The sequence below is a fragment of the Caulobacter sp. SRI_014 genome, from assembly GCF_057586315.1.
The window spans coordinates 507707-534055 of sequence record NZ_JBYCZQ010000001.1 but is presented as its reverse complement, the minus strand read 5'-3'; the positions used below and the strand labels follow the sequence as shown (position 1 = coordinate 534055).

Here is a 26349-nt window from a genome sequence, read left to right as displayed (position 1 = left end):
TACGATGGCTCACGCTGCCGCCGCACATGACGACGCCGAACACATCCCGGGTTTCTTCACCCGCTGGTTCCTGTCGACCAACCACAAGGACATCGGCACCCTCTACATCCTGTTCGCCATCATGGCGGGCCTGGTGGGTGGCGCCCTCTCCGGCCTGATCCGCTGGGAACTGGCCGAGCCGGGCATCCAGATCTTCAAGGAAGGCTCGTCGGTCCATCTGCTCGGCCTGATCGAGCAGTCCAAGCACGGCTATAACGCCGTGGTCACCGCCCACGCCCTGATCATGATCTTCTTCATGGTCATGCCGGCGATGATCGGGGGCTTCGGCAACTGGTTCGTGCCGATCATGATCGGCGCGCCGGACATGGCCTTCCCGCGGATGAACAACATCTCGTTCTGGCTGCTGATCGCCGCCTGGATCCTGCTGGTCATGTCGATGTTCAGCGACGGCGGGCCCGGCAAGGGCTTCGGCGGCGGCTGGACCATCTATCCGCCGCTCTCGACCTCGGGCCATACCGGTCCGGCCATGGACCTGGCGATCTTCTCGCTCCACCTGGCCGGCGCCAGCTCGATCCTCGGCGCCATCAACTTCATCACCACCATCTTCAACATGCGCGCGCCGGGCATGACCCTGCACCGCATGCCGCTGTTCGTGTGGTCGATCCTGATCACCGTCTTCCTGCTGCTGCTGGCCCTGCCGGTTCTGGCCGGCGCCATCACCATGCTGCTGACCGACCGCAACTTCGGGACCCACTTCTTCGACCCCGCCAACGGCGGCGATCCCGTCATGTTCCAGCACCTGTTCTGGTTCTTCGGGCACCCGGAAGTGTACATCCTGATCCTGCCCGGGTTCGGCATGATCAGCCACATCGTCTCGACCTTCTCGAAGAAGCCCGTCTTCGGCTACCTCGCCATGGCCTACGCCATGGTCGCCATCGGCTTCGTCGGCTTCATCGTCTGGGCCCACCACATGTACACCGTGGGCATGGGCATCAACCTGCGGGCCTACTTCGTGGCCGCGACGATGGTCATCGCCGTGCCGACCGGGGTGAAGATCTTCAGCTGGATCGCCACCATGTGGGGCGGTTCGATCAGCTTCAAGACGCCCATGCTGTGGGCGATCGGCTTCATCTTCCTGTTCACCGTCGGCGGCGTCACCGGCGTCGTTCTGGCCAACGCCGGCATCGACTACAGCCTGCACGACACCTACTACGTCGTGGCCCACTTCCACTACGTGCTCAGCCTCGGGGCCGTGTTCGCGATCTTCGCCGGCTTCTACTACTGGTTCGAGAAGATGTGGGGCGTGAAGTACAACGAGTTCCTCGGCGCGGCCCACTTCTGGATCATGTTCGTCGGCGTCAACGTCGTGTTCTTCCCGCAGCACTTCCTGGGCCTCCAGGGCATGCCGCGCCGCTACGTGGACTACCCGACCGGCTTCTCCTACTGGAACGAGGTCTCCTCGATCGGCTACGTGATCACCCTGGTCGGCGTCGGCGTCTTCCTGCTGGTGCTCATCGAGGCCATGGTCCGCCGCCGCAAGGCCGAGGCCAACCCCTGGGGCGAAGGCGCCACGACGCTGGAGTGGACCCTGTCCTCGCCGCCGCCGTTCCACCAGTTCAACGAACCCCCGGTGATCGAAGCCGATCACCACTAGTGACCAGACCCGCCGCGTCCTGCCCCAGGCATAAGGGGAGGGGCGCGGCGGTGTCGCCTTAGAAGGAAGACCGCCGCCTCCGCGCGGCGTTCACCGTATGCCCAAGCAGACCACCATCGAGGACGTTGCGACCACCGACCGGACCCCCGGCCAGTGGAGCGACTATGTCCAGCTGATGAAGCCCCGGGTGATGAGCCTGGTGGTGTTCACCGCCTTCGTCGGCCTGATCTGTTCGGGCGCGCCGATCAATCCGGTGCTGGCGGCGGTCGCCATCTTCTGCATCGCCGTCGGGGCCGGCGCCTCGGCCGCCTTCAACATGTGGTACGACGCCGACATCGACAGCATCATGCGCCGCACCCAGGGCCGCCCCGTTCCGGCGGGCAAGGTCCAGGGGGCCGACGCGCTGGGCCTCGGCGTTGTCCTGACCCTGCTGTCGGTCATGCTGCTCGGCATGACCACCAACTGGCTGGCGGCCGGCCTGCTGGCCTTCACCATCTTCTTCTACGCGGTGGTCTACACCATGTGGCTGAAGCGCTGGACGGCCCAGAACATCGTCATCGGTGGACTTGCCGGGGCGCTTCCGCCCGCGATCGGCTGGGCCGCGGCCTCCGGGACCGCCCCGGCGAACGCCTGGCTGCTGGTGCTGATCATCTTCATGTGGACCCCGCCCCACTTCTGGGCCCTGTCGCTCTACACCAGCCAGGACTACGCCAAGGCCGGCGTGCCGATGATGCCGGTGGTCAAGGGCGCCAAATCCACCCGCCTGCAGGTGATGATCTATTCGCTGCTGCTGATCCCGGTCTGCGTCGCGCCCTTCTTCACCGGACTCGGCGGCTACGCCTACCTGGCGGTTTCGGGCCTTGGCGGCCTGGTCTTCCTGCTGCTGGCCTGGCGCCTCTACCGCAGCCATGCCGGCGAAGGCGCCGACCCGCGCAACACCCCGGAGCTCTACGATGTGAAGGCCGGGGCGGCCGACGCCCGCAACCTGTTCGCCTTCTCCATCCTCTATCTGTTCGCGATGTTCGCCACCCTGGCGGCCGAGCGCCTTTTGGGGCTGACGCAATGACCGACCAGCCGAGCTTTCCCGCACCGCAGAAGCCCCTGACGCCCGCCGAGCAGGCCGCGGCCAAGGCCGCCCAGCGCAAGCGCAACATCGCCATCGCGCTCGGCCTCGTCGGCTTCATCATCCTGGTTTACGTCGTCACCGTGCTGAAGATGGGAGGGGCCATTGCAAACCGTCCCCTCTAAGGACCCCCAGGCCAGGGATCTGGCCAAGCGCAACGCGCGGATCGCCATCTACTGCGCGATCGGCCTGTTCGGCATGGTCGGCGCCGCCTATGCGTCGGTCCCGCTGTACCGCGCCTTTTGCCAGCTGACCGGCTTCGACGGCACCATCCGCAAGGCCGAGGCCGCGCCGGCCCAGGTGCTGGACCGCAAGCTCCTGATCCGCTTCGACGCCAACGTCCGCGACCTGCCCTGGGACTTCAAGCCCAGCCAGGTGACGCAGGAGGTCAAGATCGGGGCCACGGGCCTGGCCTTCTACAAGGTCACCAACCACGGCAAGACGCCGGTCACCGGCCGCGCCAGCTACAACGTCGTGCCGGAATCGGCCGGCGCCTATTTCCAGAAGCTCGAATGCTTCTGCTTCAACGACCAGACCATCCAGCCCGGCCAGACGGTCGAGTTTCCGGTGGTCTATTTCGTCGATCCGCAATTCGCCACCGACTTCGAGACGAAGGGCAAGCAGGAGGTCACCCTCAGCTACACCTTCTTCCCGGTCGAATCCCAACAAGCCAAGGCCTCTGAGCCCGCATCGCCTCTTGGCGGCGCGGCCAAGGCGGGGCTATAGGCAACCATCCGACGTCGCGGTGCGGCGCCGAGTCTGAAGAATTGAGAAGGGCAGGGCTCTAGAGACATGGCTCACGGCGCCGTCAAGCACGACTACCACCTGGTCAACCCCAGCATCTGGCCCCTGTACGGCTCGTTCGCCGCCACGGTCATGATGATCGGCGCGGTCATCGGCATGAAGGGCCTGTTCGGTCTGGAGAAGGGCAACTGGCTCGTCGCCGCGCTCGGCTTCGCCATGGTGCTGCACACCATGCTCGGCTGGTGGATGGACGTGACCAAGGAAGCCAACGCCGGCGACCACACCCCGGTCGTGGCCATCGGCCTGCGCTACGGCATGATCCTGTTCATCGCTTCGGAAGTGATGTTCTTCGTCGCCTGGTTCTGGATCTTCTTCGAAGGCGCGCTGTTCTGGGAACACCGCACTCTGACCCCGATGGTCGGCAACTTCGAAGGCGTCGCCGAGGCCTGGAAGCAGTGGCCGCCCAAGGGCGTCGAGCTGGTCCCGGCCATGCATCTGCCGCTGGTCAACACCCTGACCCTGCTGCTCTCGGGCACCACGGTCACCTGGGCGCACCACGCGCTGCAGCAGGGCGACCGCAAGGCGGCCCGCACCGGCCTGATCCTGACCGTCATCCTTGGGGTGCTGTTCACCGCCATCCAGGCCTACGAGTACCAGCACATCCTGCATGAGAAGCTGTTCTACTCGGAAGAAGCCGCCAACTCGGGCCTCTACGGCTCGGCCTTCTTCATGGCCACCGGCTTCCACGGCTTCCACGTGCTGGTCGGCACCATCTTCCTGTTCATCTGCCTGCTGCGCCTGATGGGCGGCGGCTTCAGCCCCAAGCAGCACTTCGGCTTCGAAGCCGCGGCCTGGTACTGGCACTTCGTGGACGTGGTGTGGCTGTTCCTGTTCGCCTTCATCTACGTGATCTTCGGAACGCTCTAGTGGCCAACCCTTACCTGGCAGGGGCGGCCGGTCGCTGCCCCCGCTGCGGCGAGGGGTTCCTGTTCGATGGTTTCCTGAAGGTGGCGCCGGCGTGTGATGCGTGCGGCGCCACTTTCGCGAAGGCCGACAGCGGGGACGGACCCGCCGTCTTCATCATCCTCATCGCCGGCTTCCTGATGGCCTTCGGGGCCATGTTCCACATGATCGCCTTCAACCCGCCGATCTGGGTTCTGCTGGTGGTGTGGTTGCCGCTGACCGTGCTGGTCGTGCTCGGCCTGCTGCGGCCGATGAAGGGCCTGATGATGGCGGCCCAGTTCGCGAACAAGGCCAGTGAAGCTGGACGTGACGATGTCCGGCGATAATCACTCCACCCCCCTTTCCGTCATCCCGGGCGCCCGCAGGGCGACCCGGGACCCAGGGGCGGCCGTGCGTTGTAGTGGCCCCTGGGTCCCGGCTCTCCGCTTCGCTACGGCCGGGATGACGGATGTGTTGGGACACGCGGCATGAAGCGCTTTCCCATCGGGCTGACCATCGCCGTGGCGATCAGCCTGGTCATCCTGATCGTGCTCGGGACCTGGCAGGTTCAGCGGCTGAACTGGAAGGCGAAACTCATCGCCGACATCGCGGCGGCCCAGACCGCGGCCCCGGTCCCCATCGACGACATCCTGCGCCTCAAGGCGGCCGGCAAGAGCGTCGAGTGGCGCAAGGTCCAGATGACCTGCCAGCCAGCCACCGCTGGCGCGCCGGCCATCCTCTACGGCCTGTTCGACGGCGAGATCGCCTGGAGGGTCGTCGCCCCCTGCCGCCTGGCGGGCCAGACCATCGCCCTGGAGCGCGGCGTCCTCCACGCCATGGACGGGGTCGTCGAGCCGACCGCCATCCCAGCCTTGCCCGCCCCGCAATCGGTGGTCGGCATCGTTCGCCTGGTCGCCCCGGCCTCCAGCCTCGCGCCTTCGGCGCCGGAGAAGATCACCGGCGGCTTCCGCGTCCGCGCCCGCGACACGGCCGCCATGGCCGCCGTCACCGGGCAAAGTCCGTCTTTGGGCGGCGCGTCCGACCTCTACGTTTCGGTGGTCTCGGAGACCCCGGCCGCCACCGATCTGGAACCGGCCCCGACGCCGCCCGACATCCCCAACCGCCATCTCGAGTACGCCCTGACCTGGTACGGCCTGGCCGGGGCGCTGCTCGCCATCTACGCCGCCATGCTCTGGCGCAGGTTCAAGGCCCCCTGAGATCCCTATGAAATACGTCTCGACGCGCGCCGGCGATTCGGCGGCCCAGCCCATAGGCTTCCTCGACGCGGTGCTTGCCGGCCTGGCGCCCGATGGCGGCCTCTATGTGCCCGAGACCTGGCCGACCTTCAGCCCTGAAGAAATCGCCGCCTTCGCCGGCCAGCCCTATGCAAAAGTGGCCGCCGCCGTGATCGGCAAGTTCGCCGACGGCGAGATCGCGCCCGCCGTGCTGGAAGAGATGTGCGCCGAGGCCTACGGGACCTTCGCCCACGCCGCCACCTGCCCGGTCACCCAGCTTGGCCCGGGCCTCTGGCTCGCCGAGCTGTTCCACGGCCCGACCCTGGCCTTCAAGGACGTCGCCATGCAGCTGCTCTCGCGGCTGTACGACCATATCCTGGGCGCCAAGGGCCGCACCCTGACCATCGTCTGCGCCACCAGCGGCGACACGGGCGGCGCCGCCGTCGAGGCTTTCCGCGGCCGCAACAATGTCCGCATCGTCGCCATGTTCCCGGAAGGCCGCATCAGCGAGGTGCAGCGCCGGTTCATGACGACCGTCGAGGACAAGAACGTCGCCAACCTGTCCCTGCAGGGCAGCTTCGACGACTGCCAGGCCATCCTCAAGGCCATGTTCGCCGATGGCCAGTTCGCGAAAGCCGTCGATCTCTCGGCCGTCAACTCGATCAACTTCGCCCGTATCGCCGCCCAGGCGGTCTACTACTTCACCACCGCCGTGGCGCTCGGCGCGCCGCATCGCAAGGTCGCCTTCGCCGTGCCGACCGGCAACTTCGGCGACGCCTTCGCCGCCTATGTGGCGGTGAAGATGGGCCTGCCGGTCGAGAAGATCCTCGTCGCCACCAACAGCAACGACATCATGGCCCGCGCCTTCGAGGACGGCCGCTATTCGCGCGGCAACGTCGCCGCCACCCAGAGCCCGGCCATGGACATCCAGGTCGCCTCCAACTTCGAGCGCCTCTATTTCGAGGCCGTCCGCCGCGACGGGCTGGAGACCGGCCGCGCCTTCCGCGCCTTCACCGAGACCGGCGTCATCGACATCCCCCCAGGAGCGCTGGGGACCATGCGCGAGCTGTTCGGCGGCGCCTCGACGGGCGAGGCCGATACCAGCCGCGCCATGCTGGCCACGCTGAACGAGACCGGCCGCCTGATCGACCCCCACACCGCCGTGGCCATCAGCGCCGCCAAGCGCACCACCCTGTCGAGCGACGCCGTCCCGCTGATCGTCCTCTCCACCGCCCACCCGGCCAAGTTCCCTGAAGCCGTCAGCGCCGCCACGGGCGTCACCCCGACCTTCCCGCGCGCCGACCGGGGCCTCGAGAGCAAGCCCGAACGCTTCGACCGCCTGCCCGCCGACGCCGCCGTGGTCATGGACTATGTCCGGAGTTTCGCGGGGAAATGATTCCGGCCCAAGACATACCTCCTTCCGTCATCCCGGGCGCCCGCAGGGCGACCCGGGACCCAGGGGCCACCAGCGCCGACGGCTGCCCCTGGGTCCCGGCTCTCCGCTTCGCTGCGGCCGGGATGACGGGGATTGGGAAAACCTGGTGACCACCCCCCGCATCCACACCCTCCCCAACGGCGTCCGCGTCATCTGTGACCCCATGCCGGGCCTCGAAACCCTGGCCCTCAGCGTCGTCGCCGGCCGCGGCGCCGCCAGCGAAGACCTGCACCGCTCCGGCTGGTCGCACCTGCTCGAACACATGGTCTTCAAGGGCGCCGGCTCGCGCACCGCCCGCGAGATCGTCGAGGTGGTCGAAAGCGCCGGCGGTCAGGTCAACGCCGCCACCGGCTATGAGCGGACCAGTTTCCAGATCCGCGCGCTCAAGGGCGGCGCAGCGCTCGGCATGGACATCCTGTCGGACCTCGTCCTGCGCCCGACCCTCGACGCCGGCGACCTGGCCAAGGAAAAGTCCGTCGTCGCCCAGGAGATTGCCGAGGCCGCCGACACCCCCGACGACCTGGTCTTCGAACTGGCTCAGCAAGGCGCCTATCCCGACCAGCCGCATGGCCGCCCGATCCTCGGCACGCCCAGAACACTGAAACCCGCCGATGTCTCCGCCATGGAGGCCTGGCGCGCCGCCCTCTACGCCCCCGACCGTCTGGTGATCAGCGCCGCCGGGGCCGTCGACGAGGACGAGCTGCTCCGCCTGGCCGAAACCGCCTTCGGCGCGCAGCCGGCGGGCCAGGGCGCGCCCACGCCGCCCGCACCGGTCTTCGCCCCCGGCCGCGCCGCCAAGCTGCGCCGCCTCGAACAGGCCCATCTCGTCCTGCTGCTCCCCGCCTTCGGCGCCAAGGACGACGACTACTTCGCCCTGCGCCTGTTCGTCGAGATGCTGGGCGGCGGCATGTCCTCGCGCCTGTTCCAGGAAGCCCGCGAGAACCGGGGCCTCGCCTACGCCATCGACGCCTGGAGCGACACCTACGCCGATGCCGGCATGCTCGGCATCTATGCCGGCTGCGCCGCCGGGAACGCCGAACCCCTGGCCCAGGTCGCCGCCCGTGAAACCGTCGCCCTGGCCTCGTCGGTCGGCGAGGCCGAACTGGCCCGCGCCAAGGCCCAGCTGAAGGCCCATCTGTTCATGGCCCGGGAACAGCCGCTGTCCCGCGCCGAGACCTCCGCCGGCCAGGCCCTGCTGTTCCAGCGCCTGTTCGCCGCCGGCGAAATCGCCGAAGCCATCGACGCCGTCACTGCCGCCGATATCGCCCGTGTCGGCGCTCGCTTCCTGGAGCCGGGCCTGGTGGCCGGTTCGGTGCTCGGTTCGAAGGCTTCGCTTGGGGCGGTGGATGCTTTCGCTGAAGCGCTGAAGGCGGCCTGAATTTACTCCGGGTAAAATTCAAACCCCCGGTTTCACGCCTTTCCCGGCCGACCGGTCGCCGTAGGCGCCATCGCCCTCAAACGCACCTACATTCCCCGCGCCCAGACCACGCCCGGGCCTACGCCCGGACCTACGTCCACAGCCTCCCGGCCAACCCGGAAGTCACACCCCTTCAACGCCTTCCGCCAAATTCGCCTCCTTGCGCCCCGATCGCGCGGTATAATCGTAGGCCGCTTCGGCAAGCCCGCCCTTGACGCCCCGTCTCCAGCCTTCACCCTGTCCCCCATGGCCCTCATCGACTGGACCGGTCTGGACTCCGCCTTCCGCCTCGACGGCGGGACCGTGCGGCTGCGCCCGCCCAAAGCCAGCGACTACGCCGAATGGGCCGCCGTCCGCGCCGCGTCCCGCGACTTCCTGCAGCCCTGGGAGCCGGTCTGGGCGCGCGACGACCTGACCCGCAGCGCCTACCGCAGGCGCCTCGACGCCTGGCGTCGGGACCTCGAGCAGGGGATCACCTATCCCTTCTTCGTCTTCTCCAACGAGACCGGCGCCCTGACCGGCGGCATTACCCTCAGCAACGTCCGGCGCGGCGTCGCCCAGGTTGGCACCATCGGCTACTGGAGCGGCGTCAACACCACCCGCCAGGGCCACACCCTGACCGCCGTACGCACCGTCAGCCGGTTTGCCTTCCGCACCCTTGGCCTCTCGCGCCTCGAGGCCGCTTGCCTGCCGAGTAATACCGGCAGCGCCGCCCTTCTCCTCAAGGCCGGCTTCGTCGAGGAGGGCTTTGCGCGGGCTTATCTGAAAATTAACGGCGAATGGCGAGACCATCGCCTGTTCGGGTTGATTTCGCGAGAGCGGGAGCAGTCCTGCCCGGACTAGGTTCAAGGCAAACGGACTGCACAGGAAACCGGTATTCCAAGCCGGGCCGAAGCACCGTATGCCTCAAAGTGGGCGCATCGCCCGCAGGCTTGAGGGGCGCGCCGCATGGCGCTGGGAAACGACCGCAAGGGGTGGGACACCGCGCTCACGCTCGAGGCGCTGAGCGCCGCGGGCGTCGCCCTGTGGACCTGGTCGCCGACCGAAGACCGTCTGAAATTTTCCGGCGCCTCGCGGACGCTGGGACTGGGGCCGCTGGCGCCTGAATGCAGTTCAGCCGCACTGCGGGCTCTGGTGTTTCCGCAGGACCGGCCGCTGGCCGAGGAGCTGCTGCGCGAACAGCCGCCGCACACCGAGATCAACCTTCGCCTGCGCATGCGCGGCGGTGAGGTGGGGGTCTGGCGCGGGGTCTGGCTGGAGGAGGGCAACCGGGCCGCCGGGGTTGTTGCGCCCGAGACCGCCTTCGCCGCCTCCGAGACCGATCCGCTGACCGGCCTGCTCGACCGGCGCAGCTTCGTCGCCCGAGCCCGTGAGCGGCTGCAGACCGATCAGGCCTTCACCCTGGTCGTCGCCGACCTCGACCGCCTGCGCCGATTGAACGAGGCGCTGGGTCACGAACGCGCCGACCTGGTGCTGGCGGCGCTGGGCGCCCGGCTGGCCGCCGCCTTCCCGCCGGAGTCGCTGATGGCCCGGGTCGGCGAGGACGAGTTCGCCGTGCTGGCCCCTGGCCTGATCCCGGCCGGCACGCGGCTGCGTGAGGCGCTGGAACGGCCCTTGCGGGTCGCCGGCTTCGATATTCACCCCACCCTCGCCGTCGGCGCGGTCGAGGCCCAGGGCGGGGACGAGGCGCCGGACGCGGCCGAACTGCTGCGCCGGGCCGAGTTGGCCGTCGAGGCCGCCAAGGCCGCCGGGCGCGGCGGCGGCGCGGCCTACGGCTCAGGCATGGAAAGCGATGGCCTGTCGCGGCTGGCGCTGGAAGGGGATCTGCGCGGCGCGGTCGGTCGTGGCGAGATCGGGCCCTTCTTCCAGCCCATCGTGCGGCTCGACACCGGCGAACTCTCGGGCTTCGAGGCTCTCTGCCGTTGGCGTCACCCGCGCCGGGGCCTGTTGCCGCCGGACGAATTCCTGCCCTTGGCCGAAGAGATGGGCCTGATGGAGGACATCGGTGAGCTGATGATCCGCGCCTCGGCCCGCCAGCTTTCCGAATGGCAGGCGCGGCATGCCCCGGCCTGGCAGCTGACCTGCAGCGTCAACCTGTCGACCGGCGAAATTCACCGCGCCGGCCTGGTCGAGGACGTCGGCGGGCTGATCGCCAAGTACCGGCTGCGCAAGGGCGCGCTGAAGCTGGAGATCACCGAGAGCGACATCATGCGCGACCCCGAAGGGGCGGCGGTGGTGCTGAAGGCCCTGCGCGAGGTCGGCGCCGGCCTGGCGCTCGACGACTTCGGGACGGGGTTCTCTTCCCTCAGCTACCTGACGCGGCTGCCCTTCGACACCCTGAAGATCGACCGCTACTTCGTGCGGACGATGGGCGCCAACCCGGGCTCGGCCAAGATCGTCCAGTCGGTGGTCAAGCTCGGCCAGGACCTCAACCTCGAGGTCGTCGCCGAGGGGGTGGAGAACGCCCTGATGGCCAATCGGCTGCTGGAGCTGGGCTGCGACTACGGTCAGGGCTTCGGCTACGCCCCGCCGCTGTCGCCGCAGGAGGCCGAGGTCTACCTCAACGAAAGCTACGTCGACGGGGTCGCCCCCGTCCGCCGCCAGGGGTGATTTCCCCAGTACCTCCCCCTTTGGGGGAGGGGGACCGCGCGCGCAGCGCGGGGTGGTGGGGGCAGCACCGGCTCCGGGTAGGTTCGCTCCAGGACAATTCAGGCAGCGGCGCTGCCCCCTCAGTCGTCGCCTATCGGCGCCGCCAGCTCCCCCAGAGGGGGAGCGACTGGATGATGATCAGGCTCTGCCCGCCTCACTCGACAGGTGATCGGCGCTGATGCCCAGCTTGGCCAGGGCCGCCGACCATTTGTGCTCGTGGTCGTCGCCGAAGATCAGGGTGCTGTCCGGGTCGCCGACCAGCCAGACGTTCTGGCGCATCTCCTGCTCCAGCTGTCCCGCGCCCCAGCCGGCATAGCCGAGCGCCAGGACAGCCTTGCGCGGCGGGCCGTCGGCGGCGAGGGCGGCAAGGACCTCGCGGCTGGTGGTCAGGGCCACGCCCTCGGCCACCGGCAGGGTGCCGGCCGGGCTCCGGTAGTCGTCGGTGTGGAGCACGAAGCCGCGCTCGCGCTCGACCGGTCCGCCCATCAGGACGATGTCCTCGCGATGGTTCTCGGTCACGGTGACGCCGAGCTTGGTCAGCAGGTCGGGCATCTTCAGCCCGTCGACGGGGCGGTTGAGGGTGATGCCCATGGCGTGCTGGTCGTCGTGGGCGCAGACATAGATGACCGCCCGCTCGAAGCGTTCGTCGTCGATGCCCGGCATGGCGATCAGCAGCCGGCCGGAGAGAAATTCGGGGTCTTGATCCTGGGCCATGGACGCAACATCGGCGCGCATCACGACCGTTTCAAGTCACACCGCTTGGCGAGCGGGCGCTGCGGCTCTATTTGCCTTGGTCGAAGCCCGAAGGCGGGCAAGGGAGAGACAAGATGACGATCCAAGTGGGCGACAAGGTGCCGGACGGCATGTTCATGACCAGCGGCGCCGAAGGCCCGCGCCCGATCAGCACCGATGAGCTGTTCGCCGGCAAGACCGTCGCCTTCTTCGCCGTCCCCGGGGCCTTCACCCCGACCTGCTCGGCCAAGCATGTGCCCGGGTTCAAGGAGCACGCCGCCGAGTTCCGCGCCAAGGGCGTCGACACCATCGCCTGCGTCTCGGTCAACGACGTCTTCGTCATGAAGGCCTGGGGCGCCGATCAGGGCGTCGGCGACGACATCATCATGCTGGCCGACGGCAACGGCGACTTCACCAAGGCCCTCGGCCTGGAGATGGACGGCAGCAAGTTCGGCATGGGCACCCGCAGCCAGCGCTACTCGATGCTGGTCAAGGACGGCGTCGTCCAGACGCTGAACATCGAGCAGGGCGGCGAGTTCAAGGTCAGCGCCGCTGACTACATGCTGCCCCAGCTGGGCTAGGCAGCAAGGGCGCCCCCGCCTTCGGGCGGGGGTCAGCCTTCGAACGCCTCCAGCGGCTCGGACCCCTGGGTCACCGCCGCCAGTTGGCCGGGCACGCCACTCAGCACCTGGCCGGCGAAGAGGGTGGCCAACGGAGCCATGCGGGCGTCCAGATGGGCCTGTTTGGCCAGCATCCAGCCGCCGACCGTCTCACCGCACAGTTTCAGATAGGCCGTGGCCCCGGCCAAGGCGTCGGGCGTGCCCTTGCGCTCACTCAGCCAGTCGGCCCCGGCCGCCATGGCGTCGACCGCGGCGCCCAGCCGGTCGCCGACGCCGCCCAGGTCGCCCTTGAGGGCCCGGGCCGTCTCGCGGATGTCGGAGACCAGCGAGGCCATGGCCGCGCCGCCTTCGAGGGACAGTTTGCGGCCGACCAGGTCGATGGCCTGGATGCCGTTGGTGCCCTCGTAGATCGGCAGGATGCGGCAGTCGCGGTAGTGCTGGGCCGCTCCGGTCTCTTCGACGAAGCCCATGCCGCCGTGGACCTGCAGCGCCTCGGACGCCGCCCAGACGCCGACGTCGGTCGACCAGCCCTTGGCGATCGGGGTCAGCAGTTCCTCGCGCAGCTTCGCCGCCGCATCGCCGTGATGGGCCAGGTCGGCGGCCACGGCGGTGGCCAGGCAGATGCCGCGAGCGGCGGCGGTCCTGGCCTTGATTAGCATCAGGGTGCGGCGAACGTCGGGCAGATCCCACAGCGGGGCCGGGTTCTCGCCGGTCCAGGCCGACCGGCTCTGCCTGCGCTCACGGGCGAAGGCGAGGGCCTGTTGATAGGCGCGCTCGGCGATAGCCACCCCTTGGGTCCCGACCTGCAGGCGGGCGGCGTTCATCATGGTGAACATATGGGCCAGGCCCTGGCCCTCGACCCCGACCAGTTCGGCGCGGGCGCCTTCGAAGGCCATGACGCAGGTCGGCGAGGCGTGGATGCCCAGCTTGTGCTCGATGCCGGCGGGCCGCAGGTCGTTCGGCGCTCCGGCCTTGCCGTCGGCGGTGAGCATGCGCTTGGGGGCGACGAACAGGCTGATGCCCTTGACCCCTGCCGGAGCGTTCGGCGTGCGGGCCAGGACCAGGTGGACGATGTTGTCGGCGGCGTCGTGGTCGCCCCAGGTGATGAAGATCTTCTGGCCGGTCAGCAGCCAGTTTCCGTTCCCGTCCGGCTCGGCCCGGGTGGTCAGGGCGGCAAGGTCCGAGCCGGCCTGCGGCTCGGTCAGGTTCATGGTGCCGGTCCATTCGCCGCTGACCAGGCGGGGCAGGTACCTGGCCTTCTGATCGGTGGTGCCGTGGGCGGCGAGGGCCTCGATGGCCCCCTGGGTGAGGATCGGGCACAGGCCGAAGGCCAGGCTGGCCGAGTTGAACATTTCGAAGACGGCGATCTCCAGCGCCTTGGGCAGGCCCTGGCCGCCGTAGCGCGGCTCGGCCGACAGGCTGTTCCAGCCGCCCTCGGCGAATTCCCGCAGGGCCGCCGCATAGCCCGGCGCGGCGGTGACCTTGCCGTTGGCGTACGAAGCGTGGGCCAGGTCGCCAGGCCGGTTCAGCGGCGCGATGATGTCGGCGGCGAACGCACCGGCCCCGTCCAGCACGGCCTCGACCGTGGCGATGTCGGCTTCCGGGAAGTCGTCGGACAGCCGATCGAAGCCGGCGGCCCGCATGGCCAGGGCGATATCGCGGAGCGGCGGGGTGTAGGTCATGAAATGGTCCCAAGGCTGTCGGCGACTACCTAGACCGGACGTCCACTGGAACAAAGGCCTGGATGGGTCTTTCATCGCCCGGCGGGAGGCCTATGTTCCGTAACGCGTACAGCTACAGTTGGAGCGCCGCCTTATGATCCGTTCGCTTGCCGCCGTGCTGATGGCGGCCTGTCTGATCTCCGGACCGGCGCTGGCCGCCCCGGCCACCGATCCGGCCAAGATGCCGGCCGGGACCTACAGCCTGGAAAAGAGCCACGCCTCCCTGCTGGCCCGGGTGCGGCATATGGGGCTGACCAGCTACACGATGCGGTTCAACCGCTTTGACGCCTCCTACGACTGGGATCCGCAAAGGCCCGAGGCGGCCAGGCTGTCGGTGAGCATCGACATGACCTCGCTGGACGTCGGCGACCCGAAGACCAGCAAGGACTTCGCCGAGGACTTCCTCGACGCCAGGAAGAACCCCAAGGCGACCTTCGTCTCCACCGCCATCGTGCGGGACGGCGACAAGGGCAGGGTGACCGGCGACCTGACCTTCCACGGCGTCACAAAGCCGGTAACCCTCGATGTCGTTTTTCGGGGCTATGAATCGGGCCTGCTGGGGGCCCGGGCGGGCTTTTCTGCGACCGGGTCGTTCAAGCGGTCCGACTTCGGCTCGGACAACATGAGCATGTTCGCAGGCGATGACATCGAACTGATCATCGAGGTGGAGTTCCTTCGGAAATGAGCACAGACCTGTCCGCCGGGCGCAGCCGCTACTCCGCGGTCGCCATGACCTTCCACTGGCTCATCGCCGCCCTGATCATCGGCAATGTCGCCCTTGCCTGGATCTCCGACGAGGTTCCCCGGTCGACCGCCGCCGGCCTGATGGCCTGGCACAAGACGCTTGGCATAACCATCCTGATCCTCAGTCTCGCCCGGCTGGCCTGGCGCCTGACTCACAAGGCCCCGCCGCTCGGGGCCCACCTCAAGACCTGGGAGCGCTGGCTGGCCCACATCGTCCACTGGGGCTTCTACGTGCTGATGATCGGCCTGCCGTTGACCGGTTGGGCCCTGGTCTCGGCCAGCCCGCTGATCAAGGTCTATCCGATCGACATGTTCGGTCTGTTCGACTGGCCGGCCATCGGCCCGCTGGCCAACCTGCCGCCGGCCGAGATGAAGGCGGCGCACGAAACTTGGGAAGAGGTCCATCATCTGATGGCCAAGGTGATCATCTATGGGCTGATCCCGCTGCACATCCTGGGCGCGCTGAAGCATCAGTTCCTCGACAAGGACAATGAGCTCGGTCGCATGATCCCGTTCCTGAAGGCTCCGAACTGATGCGCCGCTTCCTAGCCGCCCTGGCTCTGTTCCTGTTCGCGGCGCTCCCGGCCGCAGCCGCGCCGGCCCCGGCCTGGACGGTCGACAAGGCGGCCTCGAAGATCGCCTTCGCCTCGACCTTCGGCGGTCAGGGCTTCAACGGCGGCTTCGCCCGCTGGGACGCCCAGATCCGCTTCGATCCGAACAACCTGGCCGGCTCCAGCGCCGTGGTCAGCATCGACACGGCCAGCGCCTGGTCGGGCGACAAGGACCGCGATGCGGCGATGAAGGAGCCGAACTGGTTCTCCGCCCAGGCCTTTCCAAAAGCCACCTACAGGACCACCGGCTTCAAGGCGCTGGGCGGCGGCAAGTACCAGGCCACCGGGACCCTGACCCTGCGCGGACAGACGAAACCGTTGACCCTGCCCTTCACCCTCGTCATCACCGGCAACCAGGCGAAGATGACCGCGCGCGTGACGGTCAATCGCCTCGCCTTCGGGGTTGGACAGAACGAGTGGAAGAAGACGGACGTCATTCCCGATCCGGTGACGGTGACCATCGCGGTGACGGCGAAGCGATAGAGGCCGCCGTCAGGGCTTTGGAGGCCGGGCAGCTCGTCACCTTCCCGACCGAGACCGTCTACGGCCTGGCCGCCGACGCCGCCGATCCGCTGGCCGTGGCCAAGGTGTTCGAGGCCAAGGGTCGGCCGCGCTTCAATCCGCTGATCTCGCACGTCGCCGATCTTGAGGCTGCCCGCCGCATCGCCGTGCTCGATGAGCGGGCCCTGAAACTGGCCGAGGCCTTTTGGCCCGGGCCACTGACCCTGGTCGCCCCGTTGGCCGACGCCGGGGCCGTCTGCGACCTCGCCCGCGCCGGTCTCGACACGGTGGCCGTACGCGTCCCTGGCCACCCCCTGGCCCGCGCCCTGCTGGCCCGCTTCGGCCGGCCGGTCGTGGCGCCGAGCGCCAATCGCTCAGGCCGACCCAGCCCGACAACCTATGCCGACGCCCGCGAAGAGACAGGCGAGCAGACCGCCGCCGGTCTCGATGGCGGGCCCTGCACCGTCGGTCTGGAATCGACGGTGGTCTCGGTGCTCGACGGTCAGGCGCGGCTGCTGCGCCCTGGCAGCGTCACACGCGCCCAGATCGAAGCCCTGATCGGCCCGCTGGCCGAGGCAGAGGCCGACGCCAAGCGTTCGCCGGGGCGGATGGCCCTGCACTACGCGCCCGACGCGCCGGTGCGGATCAACGCGGTTGCCCCGGATGCGGGGGAGGCCTTCCTCGCCTTTGGACCGTCGGACAGCCCGTTCAACCTCAGCCCGACCGGGGACCTGGCCGAGGCGGCCGCCAACCTGTTCGCCATGCTCCGGGCCGCCGACCGAACGCGGCCGAGCGCAATCGCCGTCGCGCCGATCCCGGACGAAGGCCTCGGCGAAGCGATCAACGACCGACTCAAGCGCGCTGCCGGCTTCGTCGGCTGACAGCCGCCGGGTGAGGGCGTATCCTCTCGCGCCATGACCATCCCCGTTCCCGCCGATGTCGTTTCCCGCCTGAAAGCCGTGCTCGGCGAGGGCGGCTGGAGCACCGATCCCGACCGCATCGCGCCCAAGCTGGTCGAATGGCGGGGCCGCTGGGAAGGCACGACGCCGCTGCTGGTCTTGCCGCGCTCGACCGCCGAGGTCTCGGCCGTGGTCGGGCTGTGCGCCGAAGCCGGGGTCGCCATCACGCCCCAGGGAGGCAACACCGGCCTGGTCTCCGGCCAGATTCCGCAGGGCGAGATTCTCCTCTCGACCGAGCGGCTGAACGCCGTCCGCGACATTGACGCTTTCGACGATGTCATCGTCGCCGAGGCCGGGGTCACCCTGGCGGCGGTGCATGAGGCGGCGGCGAAGCTGAACCGCCGCTTCCCGCTGGGCCTGGCCTCGGAGGGCTCGGCCACGGTCGGCGGCGTGGTCTCGACAAACGCCGGCGGCACCCAGGTGCTGCGCTTCGGCACGACCCGCAGCCTGGTGCTGGGGCTGGAGGCGGTTCTGCCCAACGGAGAGGTCTGGAACGGCCTAAAGCGCCTGCGCAAGGACAACACCGGCTACGACCTCAAGCAGCTGTTGATCGGGGCCGAGGGCACGTTGGGGGTGGTGACCGCCGCCAGCCTGAAACTGTTCCCCCGGCCGGTCGGGGTCGCCACGGCCATCTGCGGCCTGAACAGCGCCCGCGACGCCATCACCCTGCTGGCCCGAGCGAAGGAAGAGACCGGCGGCGCCGTCGAAGCTTTCGAGCTGATGGGCCGGGCCGGGGTCGGCTACGCCATCAAGAACATCCCCGGCCTGCGCGAGCCGCTGGAGGGTGTGCATCCCTGGTACGTGCTGGTCGAGACCACCAGCGGTGAGCCCGGCGTCGCCGAGGCCGCACTGGAACGTCTGCTGGCCCACGCCCTGGAAGACGGCCTCATCGCCGACGCGGCGGTGGCGCAGACCGAGACGCAACAGAAGGCCTTCTGGGCGGTGCGCGAGAACCAGTCCGGTGGCCAGAAGGCGGAGGGCGCCGCCTGGAAGCACGACGTCTCGGTGCCGGTCTCGAAGATGGCCGAGTTCATCGAGCGGGCGACGACCCTGGTCGAGACCTTCCGCCCCGGCGTCCGCGTCGTCGCTTTCGGCCACGTCGGTGACGGCAACGTCCACTATGACGTCCTGCGGCGCGAGGGGGAGACGGACGAGGACCACAACGCCCTGCGCGACGAAGGCTCACGTCGGGTTCACGACCTGGTCATGGAACTGGACGGTTCGATCAGCGCCGAACACGGCCTGGGCGCCGCCAAGACCGCCGACGCCCTGCGCTACAAGAGCCCGATCGAAGTCGAGGCCCTGCGCGCTATCCGGGCGGCGCTCGACCCCAAGCGGATCATGAACCCGCGAGTCCTCTTCTAGCTCTGGTCTTCGGCGCGGCCCCGGCCTATCAGCCGCGCCATGCTGATGGTCATCTCTCCCGCCAAGTCCCTGGACTTCACGGCGCCGCCAAAGCCGCTGCCCCTGACCGAGCCGCGCCTCAAGGCCGATACGGTCGAGCTGGCCAAGGTCGCCAAGGGCCAGAGCGCCCGGCAGCTGAAGCGGCTGATGCATCTGTCTGACGCCCTGGCCAGTCTCAACCATGCCCGCTTCCAGGCCCTCGATCCGCTGGCCGAGGACGGGCTGCAGGCGGCCGTGGCCTTCAATGGCGATGTCTACACGGGCCTCAAGGCCCGCGCCCTCGACAAGGCGGCGTTCGCCTGGGCCCAGGAGCACCTGCGCATCCTGTCGGGTCTCTATGGCCTGCTGCGGCCGGCCGACGCCATTCAGCCGCACCGGTTGGAGATGGGCACGCGGCTGAAGACCAGGCGCGGGTCGAACCTCTACGACTTCTGGGGCGACAAGGTCGCGCGGCAGCTCAACGCCGACGCCGAGGGGCACGCCGACCCGACCCTGATCAACCTGGCCAGCCAGGAGTATTTCGGGGCCGTCGACGCCGCCGCCCTCAAGCTGCCGGTCGTCACCTGTGTTTTCCTCGAGGAGAAGGACGGCGAGACCCGCCAGCTCAGCTTCTTCGCCAAACAGGCGCGGGGTCTGATGGCCCGCTTCGCCATCGACCAGCGGATCGAGAACGCGGGCGATCTGAAGGCCTTTGACACCGCCGGCTACACCTTCAAGGCCCATCTCTCCAGCGAGGTGGAATGGGTCTTCGCCCGGCCGCAGCCGCCGCCCGTGGCGCAACAGCGCGCCGCGGCCTCTCGTAATTCATCAGGGGATGAATTATAGGCGCTCGTATGATGCGGCGCGAAGGGCTATGTTGCGCCGCACAATAAGAAGACGTCGGAGCGCACTATGGACTACGGGCTGAAGGGGCAGGCGGCGATCGTCACCGGCTCGACCAGCGGCATCGGCCACGCGATCGCCGAAGCCCTCGCCAAGGCGGGCGTCGATGTGGTGCTCAACGGCCTGGGGGACCCGGCCGCCATCGAGAAGACCCGCGCCGAGCTTGAAAGCCAGACGGGCGTCCGCGTCCGTTGCCACGGCGCCGACATGACCAACGGTGATCAGATCGCCGACATGGTCGCCTTCGCGCAGACGGAATTTGGCCGGCTCGACATCCTGGTCAACAACGCCGGCATCCAGTTCGTCTCGCCGATCGATCAGTTCCCGACCGACAAGTGGGACAAGATCATCGCCATCAACCTGACCTCCAACTTCCACGCCATCCGCGCCGCCCTGCCGATCATGAAGGCTGCCAAGCACGGCCGGATCATCAACATCGCCTCGGCCCACGGCCTGGTCGCCAGCCCCTTCAAGGGCGCCTATGTCGCCGCCAAGCACGGGGTTCTGGGCCTGACCAAGACGGTGGCGCTGGAGATCGCGGAACAGGGCATCACCTGCAACGCCATCTGCCCGGGCTATGTCCACACGCCTCTGGTCGACGGCCAGATCAAGGACACCGCCAAGGCGCGGGGTCTCAGCGAAGAGCAGGTGGTGCGGGACGTCATCCTCGCCGCACAGCCCAGCAAACAGTTCATCAGCTTCGACCAGCTCAATGGCATGGTGCTGTACCTGGCCAGCGCCGCCGGCGGCGGGGTCAACGGGGCGCATCTTTCCATCGACGGCGGCTGGACGGCGGGCTAGTCCCGCCTCCATGAGCCAGCCACCCCTCGAAGAGACCGCCTCGCCGCGCCCGGTGCCGACCGTCGGCGTCGTCTGTCTGCGCGGGAACGAGGTGCTGCTGATCAAGCGTGGCAATCCTCCGCGCAAGGGTCAGTGGAGCCTGCCCGGCGGTCGGCTGGAGTGGGGCGAAACCCTCAAGGATGGCGCCCTGCGCGAACTGCGCGAGGAGACCGGCGTCGAGGCGGAGATCCTCGGCCTGATCGACGTTGTCGACGGGGTGATGACCACCCGCCACTACATCATGATCGACTACGCCGCCCGCTGGACGGCCGGCGAGCCGGTGGCCGGTGACGACGCGGCCGACGCCCGCTTCTTCCCGCTGGCCGAGGCGCTGGCGGTGGTCGAGTGGGAGGAAACCCGCCGGGTCATCCGCGAGGCAGTGGAGCGCTTCGGCGCTTGACGCCCGCCGCGTAACCCGCCCTTTCATGCCTCCACGACGGGCGGTGAACGGCCCGCGGGGAGAATCACCATGACCCTTCACACCCCCCTCTGCGACCTCCTGGGCGTCGAGCATCCGATCATGCTGGCCGGCATGGGCGGGGTTTCCTACGCTGAGCTGGTGGCTGCCGTGACCAACGCCGGCGGCTACGGGACCCTGGGCATGGCCGGACGTGGTCCCGACTTTATCCGCGAGCAGATGCGTGCGGTGCGCAAGCTGACCGACGGACCGTTCGGGGTCGATCTGCTGGCCGCCTCGCCGGAAAGCCTGACCGCCAGCGTTGAGGTCATCATCGAGGAGGGGGCGTCGGCCTTCGTCGCCGGTCTGGGCATTCCCATGCCGATCATGGAGCGGCTGAAGAAGGCCGGCCTCAAGGTCATGGTCGTCTGCGGCGCGGTCAAACATGCGGTGAAGGCCGAGCAGGCCGGCTGTGACGCGGTCATCTGCCAGGGTGGCGAGGGCGGTGGGCACACAGGGCTCGTCGGCACCCTGCCGCTGGTCGCCCAGGCAGTCGAGGCGGTAAAGATCCCGGTGGTGGCGGCCGGCGGCCTCTACGACGGCCGGGGCTTGGCCGCCTCGCTGGCGCTCGGCGCAACCGGGGTCTGGATGGGAACCCGCTTCATCGCTTCCACCGAAGCCCATGCGGGCGAACTCTACCGCCAGACCATCGTCGAATCGGCGGACGAGGACACTGTCCGCACCCGCTGCTACAGCGGCAAGCCGATGCGGGTGCGCAAGAACCCCTACGTCGATGACTGGGAATCGCGTCCGGGCGACATCCAGCCCTTCCCGGTCCAGGCCGGCATCTCGGTGCAGAACAACGCCATGGGCGGCATCGGCGGCCAGACCGAGAACCTCGACCCCGACAAGAGCTGCTTCGCCATGGGCCAGAGCGCGGGGGGCGTGCACGACGTCCTGCCTGCGGGCGAGATCGTCCAACGCATCATGGCCGAAGCCGAGGCCTCCATCGGCCGGGTGGCGGCGATCCGGAGCAGGGAACCGGCGACGGCCTGACGCAGCGTCGAAAAGGCTAACATTTTCAAGGCTTTAAATACTCTCTCACTAGCCTTGACGCACCGCAGCAGGGTCTATAGGTTCCGCGCCGATCAAGCCGGGCCCGGAGGGTGTTCTTCCAGGCCGTTTGTAGAGCTGACCGCTCCCATGCCGAGGGCCGACGAAAACCGCGAAGAGGCGCTGAAACGCCTCGACGAACGGGCCGCCGCACTCAAGGCGCGCACCGCCAAACCCGTGTCACACGTGGGCGGCGAGGCGGCGGTCAGCCAGGCATGGCGGATCATGGCCGAGCTGATCGGCGGTGTGCTCGTTGGCCTGGCGCTGGGAGCGATCGTCGACTGGCTGCTGCCGACCAGGCCCTGGGGCATGATCGGCGGGGTTCTCGGTGGTTTCGTGCTGGCGCTCTGGATGGCCAAGCACACCGCCGACCGGTTGATGGCGATGGCGAAGGCCGAGCAGGGCGATGCCCCGCTTCCGACCGTCGCCGACGACGATGAAGACGAAGATTAAGGAGCGATAGGCCCGTGGCCGATCCGTTGCACCAGTTCCAGATCGAGAAGATCCTCGACCTGCCCGACGTCACCCTGCCGGTCATCGGCACGGTGGATCTCGCCTTCACCAATTCGCATCTCGCGATGACGGTCGCCTTTGTCGTGATCATGGGCTTCATGGCCCTGGTCACCGGCGGCGCCAAGGTCGTTCCGGGCCGGGCCCAGGCGGTCGGCGAGCAGCTGTTCGGCATGATCGACAACCTGACCAGCTCGATCATCGGTCACGACGGCAAGAAGTACGCGCCGTTCGTGTTCACCATCTTCACCTTCGTGCTGGCGATGAACTTCATCGGCCTGGTCAACGTGCCGGGCGTGTTCCACATGTTCACCGCCACCTCGCAGCTGGCGGTCACCGCCACCTTCGCGGTCCTGACCATCGGCCTGGTGCTGATCGTCGGTTTCGCCAAGCACGGCCTCGGCTTCTTCAAGCTGTTCGTGCCGAGCGGCGTGCCGTGGGGGATCCTGCCGATCATCATCGTGATCGAGTTCATTTCCTTCCTGCTGCGTCCGGTCACCCTGCTGCTTCGTCTGTTCGGCAACATGATGGGCGGCCACGTCGCCCTGAAGGTGTTCGCTGGCTTCGTGGCTACCGCGGCCGCCGGCTCCGTCGGCTTCCTCGGTCTGCTGATCGGCCCGCTGGCCTTCGGCATGGTCACCGCCCTGACGGCCCTCGAGTTCCTCGTGGCCTTCCTGCAGGCTTTCGTCTTCGCCGTTCTGACCACCATCTATCTCAACGATGTGGTCAATCTCGGTCACGGGCACTAAAAGCGCCCCAAACCGACCAACCCTTGAACCTTATCACTTAGCTAGGACTAGACTCTCATGGATCCTCAAGCCGCCAAGTTCATCGGCGCGGGCCTCGCGACCCTGGGCATGATCGGCGCCGGTATCGGCGTGGGCACCATCTTCGGCAACTTCCTCGCCGGCGCTCTGCGTAACCCCTCGGCCGCCGCCAGCCAGATCGGCAACCTGTTCGTGGGCGCCGCCCTCGCCGAAGCCCTGGGCATCCTGGCCTTCGTGCTCGGCATGCTGATCCTCTTCGGCTAAATCCTTCTGACTAGGCTGGCGCGACCGTTCCGTTCACCGGGGCGGCGCGCCGCACTGGAACACCGGCATGGCCACTCCTGATCCGCACGCCGCCCCGTCTACGACCAAGGGGGCGGGCGAAACCCACGCGACCACCGAAGCCGAACACGGCAGCGGTGGTTTGCCGCAACTCCAGATGCAGCACTGGGCGGGTCAGATCGCCTGGCTGCTGATCCTGTTCGCCATCGGCTATGTGCTGATGTCGCGGGTCTTCATCCCGCGTCTGCGCCGGGTTCTGGACGAACGCGAAGGCACCATCGCCGGCGCGCTCGAACAGGCTCGCAAGGTGCAGGAAGAGGCCAACGCCCAGGCCGCCCAGGCCCAGACGGACCTGGCCGACGCCCGCGCCAAGGCTCACAAGCTGGCCTCCGACGCCCGCGCCAAGGCTGCCGCCGAAGCGCAATCGCGTCAGGCCGCCGAAGACGCCAAGCTGGCCGAGAAGATGGCCGAGGCAGAAACCCGCATCCGCGCCTCGCGTGACGCGGCCATGAGCCACGTTTCGACCATCGCCTCCGACACGGCCTCGGCCATTGTCGAGAAGCTGACCGGCGCCGCGCCGAAGGCCGCTGACCTCACCGCGGCCCTCACCGCCGCCAAGCAAGGGGTCGCCTGATGCCTGAAGCCGTCATCGCCTTCCTCGGCAGCGCCGAGAACTGGGTCGGCATCGCCACCTTCGTGTTCATCGGCATCGTGATCTACGTCGGTGGCTTCAAGAAGGTCGCCGCCGCCCTCGACGCCAAGTCTGCGACCATCCAGGCCGACCTCGACGAGGCCGCCCGCCTGCGGGCCGAAGCCGAAGCCCTGCTGGCCGAAATCCGCGGCCAGAAGGAAGACGCCGAAAAGCAGGCCGCCGGCATGCTGGCCGCCGCCGAAGCCGACGCAGCCCGCATGGCGGTCGACGCCCAGGCCAAGCTGGAAGAAACCATCGCCCGCCGCGCCGCCCTGGCCGAGCGCAAGATCGCTTCGGCCGAGGCGCAAGCCTCCGCCGAGGTGAAGGCCGCCGCCGCCGATCTGGCCACCCAGACCGCCGAGCGCCTGCTGACCGCCCGCATCGCGGCCGCCAAGTCCGACCCCAGCGTCGACGCGGCGATCGCCCAGCTGGCGGGCCGTCTGCAGTAGACCCCTTTTCGTGGGTGGCTTCCGCCGCCGCTGAAAGACAAGATGCCCTCCGATCCTGATCGGGGGGCATTTTCTTTGACGCTCGCATCTATCCTTGTCGCCCTGGCGCTGACCACGCCGGCCCTTTCGACGCCGTCCGATTGCCTGTGGGACGCTGTGGGCCCGAGCCAGCGGCAGACCATGCTTGGCCAGTACAGCAGCGATCCTGGCGCCCTGATGAAGACGACGCTGGCCGCCGACGTGACCGAGGGCCTGGCCGTCACTTGCAAGGTCCCGGCCGACAAGGTGCGCAACCTGCTTCTCGCCCGCACCATGGAGATCGCATCCGAGACCTGGTGGGATCGCGAGATGCAGCAGCCGGGCGCCCTGGCGCGCAGCTGGGCGGCGCTCAGCGAGGCCGAGCGTGTTCAGCTGCGGCGCTGGGCCGAGACGGCCATCGACGACGGCAATGGCGACGAGATGGAGATGGGCGGATTTGAGCCCTTCGCCAAAGGCGCGGGCCTCAAGGATTTCAACGGCCCCGCCGTAATGCATCTGATGGGCTACATGCTCGGCCGTGGCTATCGGGAGTTCGCCGGCGGTTGAGCCGGCCAAAGGCGGTGGCCAACCGACAACGGCCTGCTAGGCTGGGCGCCTGTCTTCTCCGGAGCTTGTTGTGATCCGTCTTCGTCTCATCGTCCCGACCGCTCTTGCCGTTGCGTTAGGCCTGCTGGCCGCGCCCGCCTTGGCCGCGCCGAAGGGCGATTGCCTCTGGAGCAAGACCTCGAAGGCGGTGCAGGACGACTACCTCGGCCAGTATCGGGTGCTCGGCGCGGACGCTCTCTCCAAGCTGAAGTTCGGCGATGAACTCGGAGAGTCCTTCAAGGCCTGCGGCGTCGCCGACAACTACGAGGCCAACTTTGAGGCCGGCGCCATCCTCGGGGCCCTGATCATGGAAAACGGGTCCGAACTGGTGCTGTCCGAGCAGGCCAGCATGCCGGTCGGAACCTTGCCCAACCTGTGGCGCGTATTGCCGGAGTCCGATCGTGAGAAACTGCGCGTCATGGCCCGCGGCATGATCAGCAAGGGCGATGACGAGGCTGCCAACGCGTCGGGTTTCGCGGTCCTCGAGCGCCTGCTCGACGGCGCCGGCTTGAGCGAGGCGATGGGCGTCCATCTCGCCATCTACTTCGTCGCCCGCGCCACGCGCGATGTGCTGGAGGCCGGCGGCATGCCGAAGCCGGCCGACCGCTCCTAGGCCGCCCGGCGACGCCTGAAGCCCCGCCGCCAGCCGGCCATGACGCCGTGGCCGTGGGTGACGAAGCGCTCGGCGCGCAACATCATCTGCCAGAAGATCGAGACGAACGGCGAATTGCGCCGCAGCAGGCGGCGGATCGGCGACAGGGCGCGCGGCCAGCGGCGGTAGGCCTTGATGAACAGCCGCTTGGCGCCGGTGCTGGCGCGCAGCACCAGGATCAGGCCGAGCGTGATGACCGGGACGCCACCGGGGCCCGGCAGCGGCGCGACCAGAACGCCCAGGACAATGACCAGGAAGCCGAGCGCCATGCCGGCCGCCTTGTTCAGGCGGCGCAGGAACGGAGACGCATCTGGGCGTCGGCGGCGTTCGGGCAAGGCGAAGGTCACGGAAGTCATCGGGGCGGTCTGTCTGGCCGTCCCGGGAGATCCGGTTCTTCAGCCGTGTCCCGACATATGGTGCTCGGCGGGGCGTTGGAAAGATGGCGCCCGGCGTTCTGACGAAGGTTTAATCTACAAGGTTACTTCGATTTTCTGTGCACGGACCGTGCAGGCGCCGCCAAAAGCTATACAGGACAAGGAATCCGCCTGTCGCGGCCGCGCGGGTATGGATAATGTGAATTCGAAGACAGAATTCGTTGTTACTGATTGTTGCGTGGGAAGTGATGGACGCGGGCCGGGTCAGCCCGCGTCC

General features: G+C 68.3%; 31 protein-coding genes and 1 pseudogene. 28 read left to right on the top strand and 4 right to left on the bottom strand.

What is annotated here, in order from left to right; translation table 11 throughout:
• The first annotated feature begins 4 nt into the window (after positions 1-4).
• From ctaD to AC2YG9_RS02885, 6 genes are all read left to right on the top strand, one after another.
• Positions 5-1654, top strand: coding sequence for a cytochrome c oxidase subunit I (gene ctaD, locus AC2YG9_RS02910; protein ID WP_487296415.1), 1650 nt, complete (start codon positions 5-7; stop codon positions 1652-1654).
• Positions 1655-1751: 97 nt separating this feature from the next.
• Positions 1752-2720: a heme o synthase gene (gene cyoE, locus AC2YG9_RS02905; protein ID WP_487296414.1), complete on the top strand. Its 969-nt coding sequence runs from the start codon at positions 1752-1754 to the stop codon at positions 2718-2720.
• Positions 2717-2902, top strand: a complete 186-nt coding sequence (locus AC2YG9_RS02900) for a hypothetical protein (protein WP_487296413.1) — start codon at positions 2717-2719, stop codon at positions 2900-2902. Before cyoE ends, AC2YG9_RS02900 begins: the two co-directional genes overlap by 4 nt.
• Positions 2883-3503 carry a cytochrome c oxidase assembly protein gene (locus AC2YG9_RS02895; RefSeq protein ID WP_487296412.1) on the top strand — a complete coding sequence of 207 codons (621 nt, stop codon included), beginning with the start codon at positions 2883-2885 and terminating at the stop codon, positions 3501-3503. The genes AC2YG9_RS02900 and AC2YG9_RS02895 overlap by 20 nt, the downstream gene beginning before the upstream one ends.
• 66 nt (positions 3504-3569) lie before the next feature.
• The gene (locus AC2YG9_RS02890; RefSeq protein WP_487296411.1) at positions 3570-4448 is read left to right on the top strand and encodes a cytochrome c oxidase subunit 3; all 879 of its coding nucleotides are present in this window, start codon (positions 3570-3572) and stop codon (positions 4446-4448) included.
• Positions 4448-4810, top strand: coding sequence for a DUF983 domain-containing protein (locus AC2YG9_RS02885; protein ID WP_487296410.1), 363 nt, complete (start codon positions 4448-4450; stop codon positions 4808-4810). The genes AC2YG9_RS02890 and AC2YG9_RS02885 overlap by 1 nt, the downstream gene beginning before the upstream one ends.
• Positions 4811-4830: 20 nt before the next feature.
• Here the strand turns inward: AC2YG9_RS02885 and AC2YG9_RS02880 are convergent.
• A pseudogene (locus AC2YG9_RS02880) lies at positions 4831-4928 on the bottom strand (hypothetical protein); the annotation flags it as partial.
• A 23-nt stretch (positions 4929-4951) separates the two neighbouring features.
• Between AC2YG9_RS02880 and AC2YG9_RS02875 the strand changes: the two are divergent.
• The 5 genes from AC2YG9_RS02875 (at position 4952) to AC2YG9_RS02855 (ending at position 11160) form a co-directional block, all read left to right on the top strand.
• Entirely contained in the window at positions 4952-5680 is a 729-nt protein-coding gene (locus tag AC2YG9_RS02875; protein ID WP_487296409.1) for an SURF1 family protein, read from the top strand.
• Positions 5681-5687: 7 nt separating this feature from the next.
• Complete coding sequence (thrC, locus tag AC2YG9_RS02870; protein ID WP_487296408.1) at positions 5688-7094, top strand: threonine synthase; 1407 nt, start codon at positions 5688-5690, stop codon at positions 7092-7094.
• Positions 7095-7296: 202 nt separating this feature from the next.
• Complete coding sequence (locus AC2YG9_RS02865; protein WP_487296912.1) at positions 7297-8511, top strand: M16 family metallopeptidase; 1215 nt, start codon at positions 7297-7299, stop codon at positions 8509-8511.
• Positions 8512-8796: 285 nt separating this feature from the next.
• Complete coding sequence (locus tag AC2YG9_RS02860) at positions 8797-9393, top strand: GNAT family N-acetyltransferase (RefSeq protein ID WP_487296407.1); 597 nt, start codon at positions 8797-8799, stop codon at positions 9391-9393.
• Positions 9394-9498: 105 nt separating this feature from the next.
• Complete coding sequence (locus AC2YG9_RS02855) at positions 9499-11160, top strand: putative bifunctional diguanylate cyclase/phosphodiesterase (RefSeq protein WP_487296406.1); 1662 nt, start codon at positions 9499-9501, stop codon at positions 11158-11160.
• A gap of 177 nt (positions 11161-11337) precedes the next feature.
• Here the strand turns inward: AC2YG9_RS02855 and AC2YG9_RS02850 are convergent, their stop codons facing one another.
• A complete protein-coding gene (locus tag AC2YG9_RS02850; protein ID WP_487296405.1) occupies positions 11338-11934 on the bottom strand; it encodes a YqgE/AlgH family protein in 597 nt (198 codons plus the stop codon).
• A 92-nt stretch (positions 11935-12026) separates the two neighbouring features.
• Here AC2YG9_RS02850 and AC2YG9_RS02845 point away from each other — a divergent pair, with 92 nt between their 5' ends.
• On the top strand, positions 12027-12512 hold the full coding sequence (locus tag AC2YG9_RS02845) for a redoxin family protein (RefSeq protein WP_487296404.1): 486 nt from the start codon (positions 12027-12029) through the stop codon (positions 12510-12512).
• Between the two features lie 32 nt (positions 12513-12544).
• Here AC2YG9_RS02845 and AC2YG9_RS02840 read toward each other — a convergent pair whose 3' ends face one another.
• Positions 12545-14233 (bottom strand): acyl-CoA dehydrogenase family protein, encoded by a 1689-nt coding sequence (locus AC2YG9_RS02840; protein ID WP_487296403.1) that lies wholly within the window; start codon positions 14231-14233, stop codon positions 12545-12547.
• A 133-nt stretch (positions 14234-14366) separates the two neighbouring features.
• Here AC2YG9_RS02840 and AC2YG9_RS02835 point away from each other — a divergent pair, with 133 nt between their 5' ends.
• The 16 genes from AC2YG9_RS02835 (at position 14367) to AC2YG9_RS02760 (ending at position 25659) form a co-directional block, all read left to right on the top strand.
• The gene (locus AC2YG9_RS02835) at positions 14367-14957 is read left to right on the top strand and encodes a YceI family protein (RefSeq protein WP_487296402.1); all 591 of its coding nucleotides are present in this window, start codon (positions 14367-14369) and stop codon (positions 14955-14957) included.
• The gene (locus tag AC2YG9_RS02830) at positions 14954-15550 is read left to right on the top strand and encodes a cytochrome b (RefSeq protein ID WP_487296401.1); all 597 of its coding nucleotides are present in this window, start codon (positions 14954-14956) and stop codon (positions 15548-15550) included. Before AC2YG9_RS02835 ends, AC2YG9_RS02830 begins: the two co-directional genes overlap by 4 nt.
• Positions 15550-16110, top strand: coding sequence for a YceI family protein (locus AC2YG9_RS02825; RefSeq protein WP_487296400.1), 561 nt, complete (start codon positions 15550-15552; stop codon positions 16108-16110). The genes AC2YG9_RS02830 and AC2YG9_RS02825 overlap by 1 nt, the downstream gene beginning before the upstream one ends.
• Entirely contained in the window at positions 16044-17009 is a 966-nt protein-coding gene (locus AC2YG9_RS02820) for an L-threonylcarbamoyladenylate synthase (protein ID WP_487296399.1), read from the top strand. The genes AC2YG9_RS02825 and AC2YG9_RS02820 overlap by 67 nt, the downstream gene beginning before the upstream one ends.
• 33 nt (positions 17010-17042) lie before the next feature.
• Positions 17043-18452 carry an FAD-binding oxidoreductase gene (locus AC2YG9_RS02815; RefSeq protein WP_487296398.1) on the top strand — a complete coding sequence of 470 codons (1410 nt, stop codon included), beginning with the start codon at positions 17043-17045 and terminating at the stop codon, positions 18450-18452.
• Between the two features lie 39 nt (positions 18453-18491).
• The gene (gene yaaA, locus AC2YG9_RS02810; RefSeq protein ID WP_487296397.1) at positions 18492-19316 is read left to right on the top strand and encodes a peroxide stress protein YaaA; all 825 of its coding nucleotides are present in this window, start codon (positions 18492-18494) and stop codon (positions 19314-19316) included.
• A gap of 66 nt (positions 19317-19382) precedes the next feature.
• Entirely contained in the window at positions 19383-20174 is a 792-nt protein-coding gene (locus AC2YG9_RS02805; protein WP_487296396.1) for a 3-hydroxybutyrate dehydrogenase, read from the top strand.
• 10 nt (positions 20175-20184) lie between these two features.
• Positions 20185-20613, top strand: coding sequence for an NUDIX hydrolase (locus AC2YG9_RS02800; protein ID WP_487296395.1), 429 nt, complete (start codon positions 20185-20187; stop codon positions 20611-20613).
• Between the two features lie 69 nt (positions 20614-20682).
• Positions 20683-21666, top strand: a complete 984-nt coding sequence (locus tag AC2YG9_RS02795) for an NAD(P)H-dependent flavin oxidoreductase (RefSeq protein ID WP_487296394.1) — start codon at positions 20683-20685, stop codon at positions 21664-21666.
• Positions 21667-21813: 147 nt separating this feature from the next.
• Positions 21814-22176 (top strand): AtpZ/AtpI family protein, encoded by a 363-nt coding sequence (locus tag AC2YG9_RS02790; protein WP_487296393.1) that lies wholly within the window; start codon positions 21814-21816, stop codon positions 22174-22176.
• Positions 22177-22190: 14 nt separating this feature from the next.
• Positions 22191-22982: a F0F1 ATP synthase subunit A gene (locus tag AC2YG9_RS02785; RefSeq protein ID WP_487296392.1), complete on the top strand. Its 792-nt coding sequence runs from the start codon at positions 22191-22193 to the stop codon at positions 22980-22982.
• 57 nt (positions 22983-23039) lie between these two features.
• Positions 23040-23264, top strand: coding sequence for a F0F1 ATP synthase subunit C (locus AC2YG9_RS02780; RefSeq protein ID WP_487296391.1), 225 nt, complete (start codon positions 23040-23042; stop codon positions 23262-23264).
• A 67-nt stretch (positions 23265-23331) separates the two neighbouring features.
• Positions 23332-23916 carry a F0F1 ATP synthase subunit B family protein gene (locus AC2YG9_RS02775; protein ID WP_487296390.1) on the top strand — a complete coding sequence of 195 codons (585 nt, stop codon included), beginning with the start codon at positions 23332-23334 and terminating at the stop codon, positions 23914-23916.
• Positions 23916-24422: a F0F1 ATP synthase subunit B family protein gene (locus AC2YG9_RS02770; protein ID WP_487296389.1), complete on the top strand. Its 507-nt coding sequence runs from the start codon at positions 23916-23918 to the stop codon at positions 24420-24422. The genes AC2YG9_RS02775 and AC2YG9_RS02770 overlap by 1 nt, the downstream gene beginning before the upstream one ends.
• Positions 24423-24497: 75 nt before the next feature.
• Positions 24498-25007 (top strand): hypothetical protein, encoded by a 510-nt coding sequence (locus tag AC2YG9_RS02765; protein ID WP_487296388.1) that lies wholly within the window; start codon positions 24498-24500, stop codon positions 25005-25007.
• A 70-nt stretch (positions 25008-25077) separates the two neighbouring features.
• Positions 25078-25659 carry a hypothetical protein gene (locus tag AC2YG9_RS02760; protein ID WP_487296387.1) on the top strand — a complete coding sequence of 194 codons (582 nt, stop codon included), beginning with the start codon at positions 25078-25080 and terminating at the stop codon, positions 25657-25659.
• Here the strand turns inward: AC2YG9_RS02760 and AC2YG9_RS02755 are convergent.
• Entirely contained in the window at positions 25656-26054 is a 399-nt protein-coding gene (locus tag AC2YG9_RS02755; RefSeq protein ID WP_487296386.1) for a hypothetical protein, read from the bottom strand. The genes AC2YG9_RS02760 and AC2YG9_RS02755 overlap by 4 nt on opposite strands.
• Between the last annotated feature and the right edge of the window lie 295 nt (positions 26055-26349).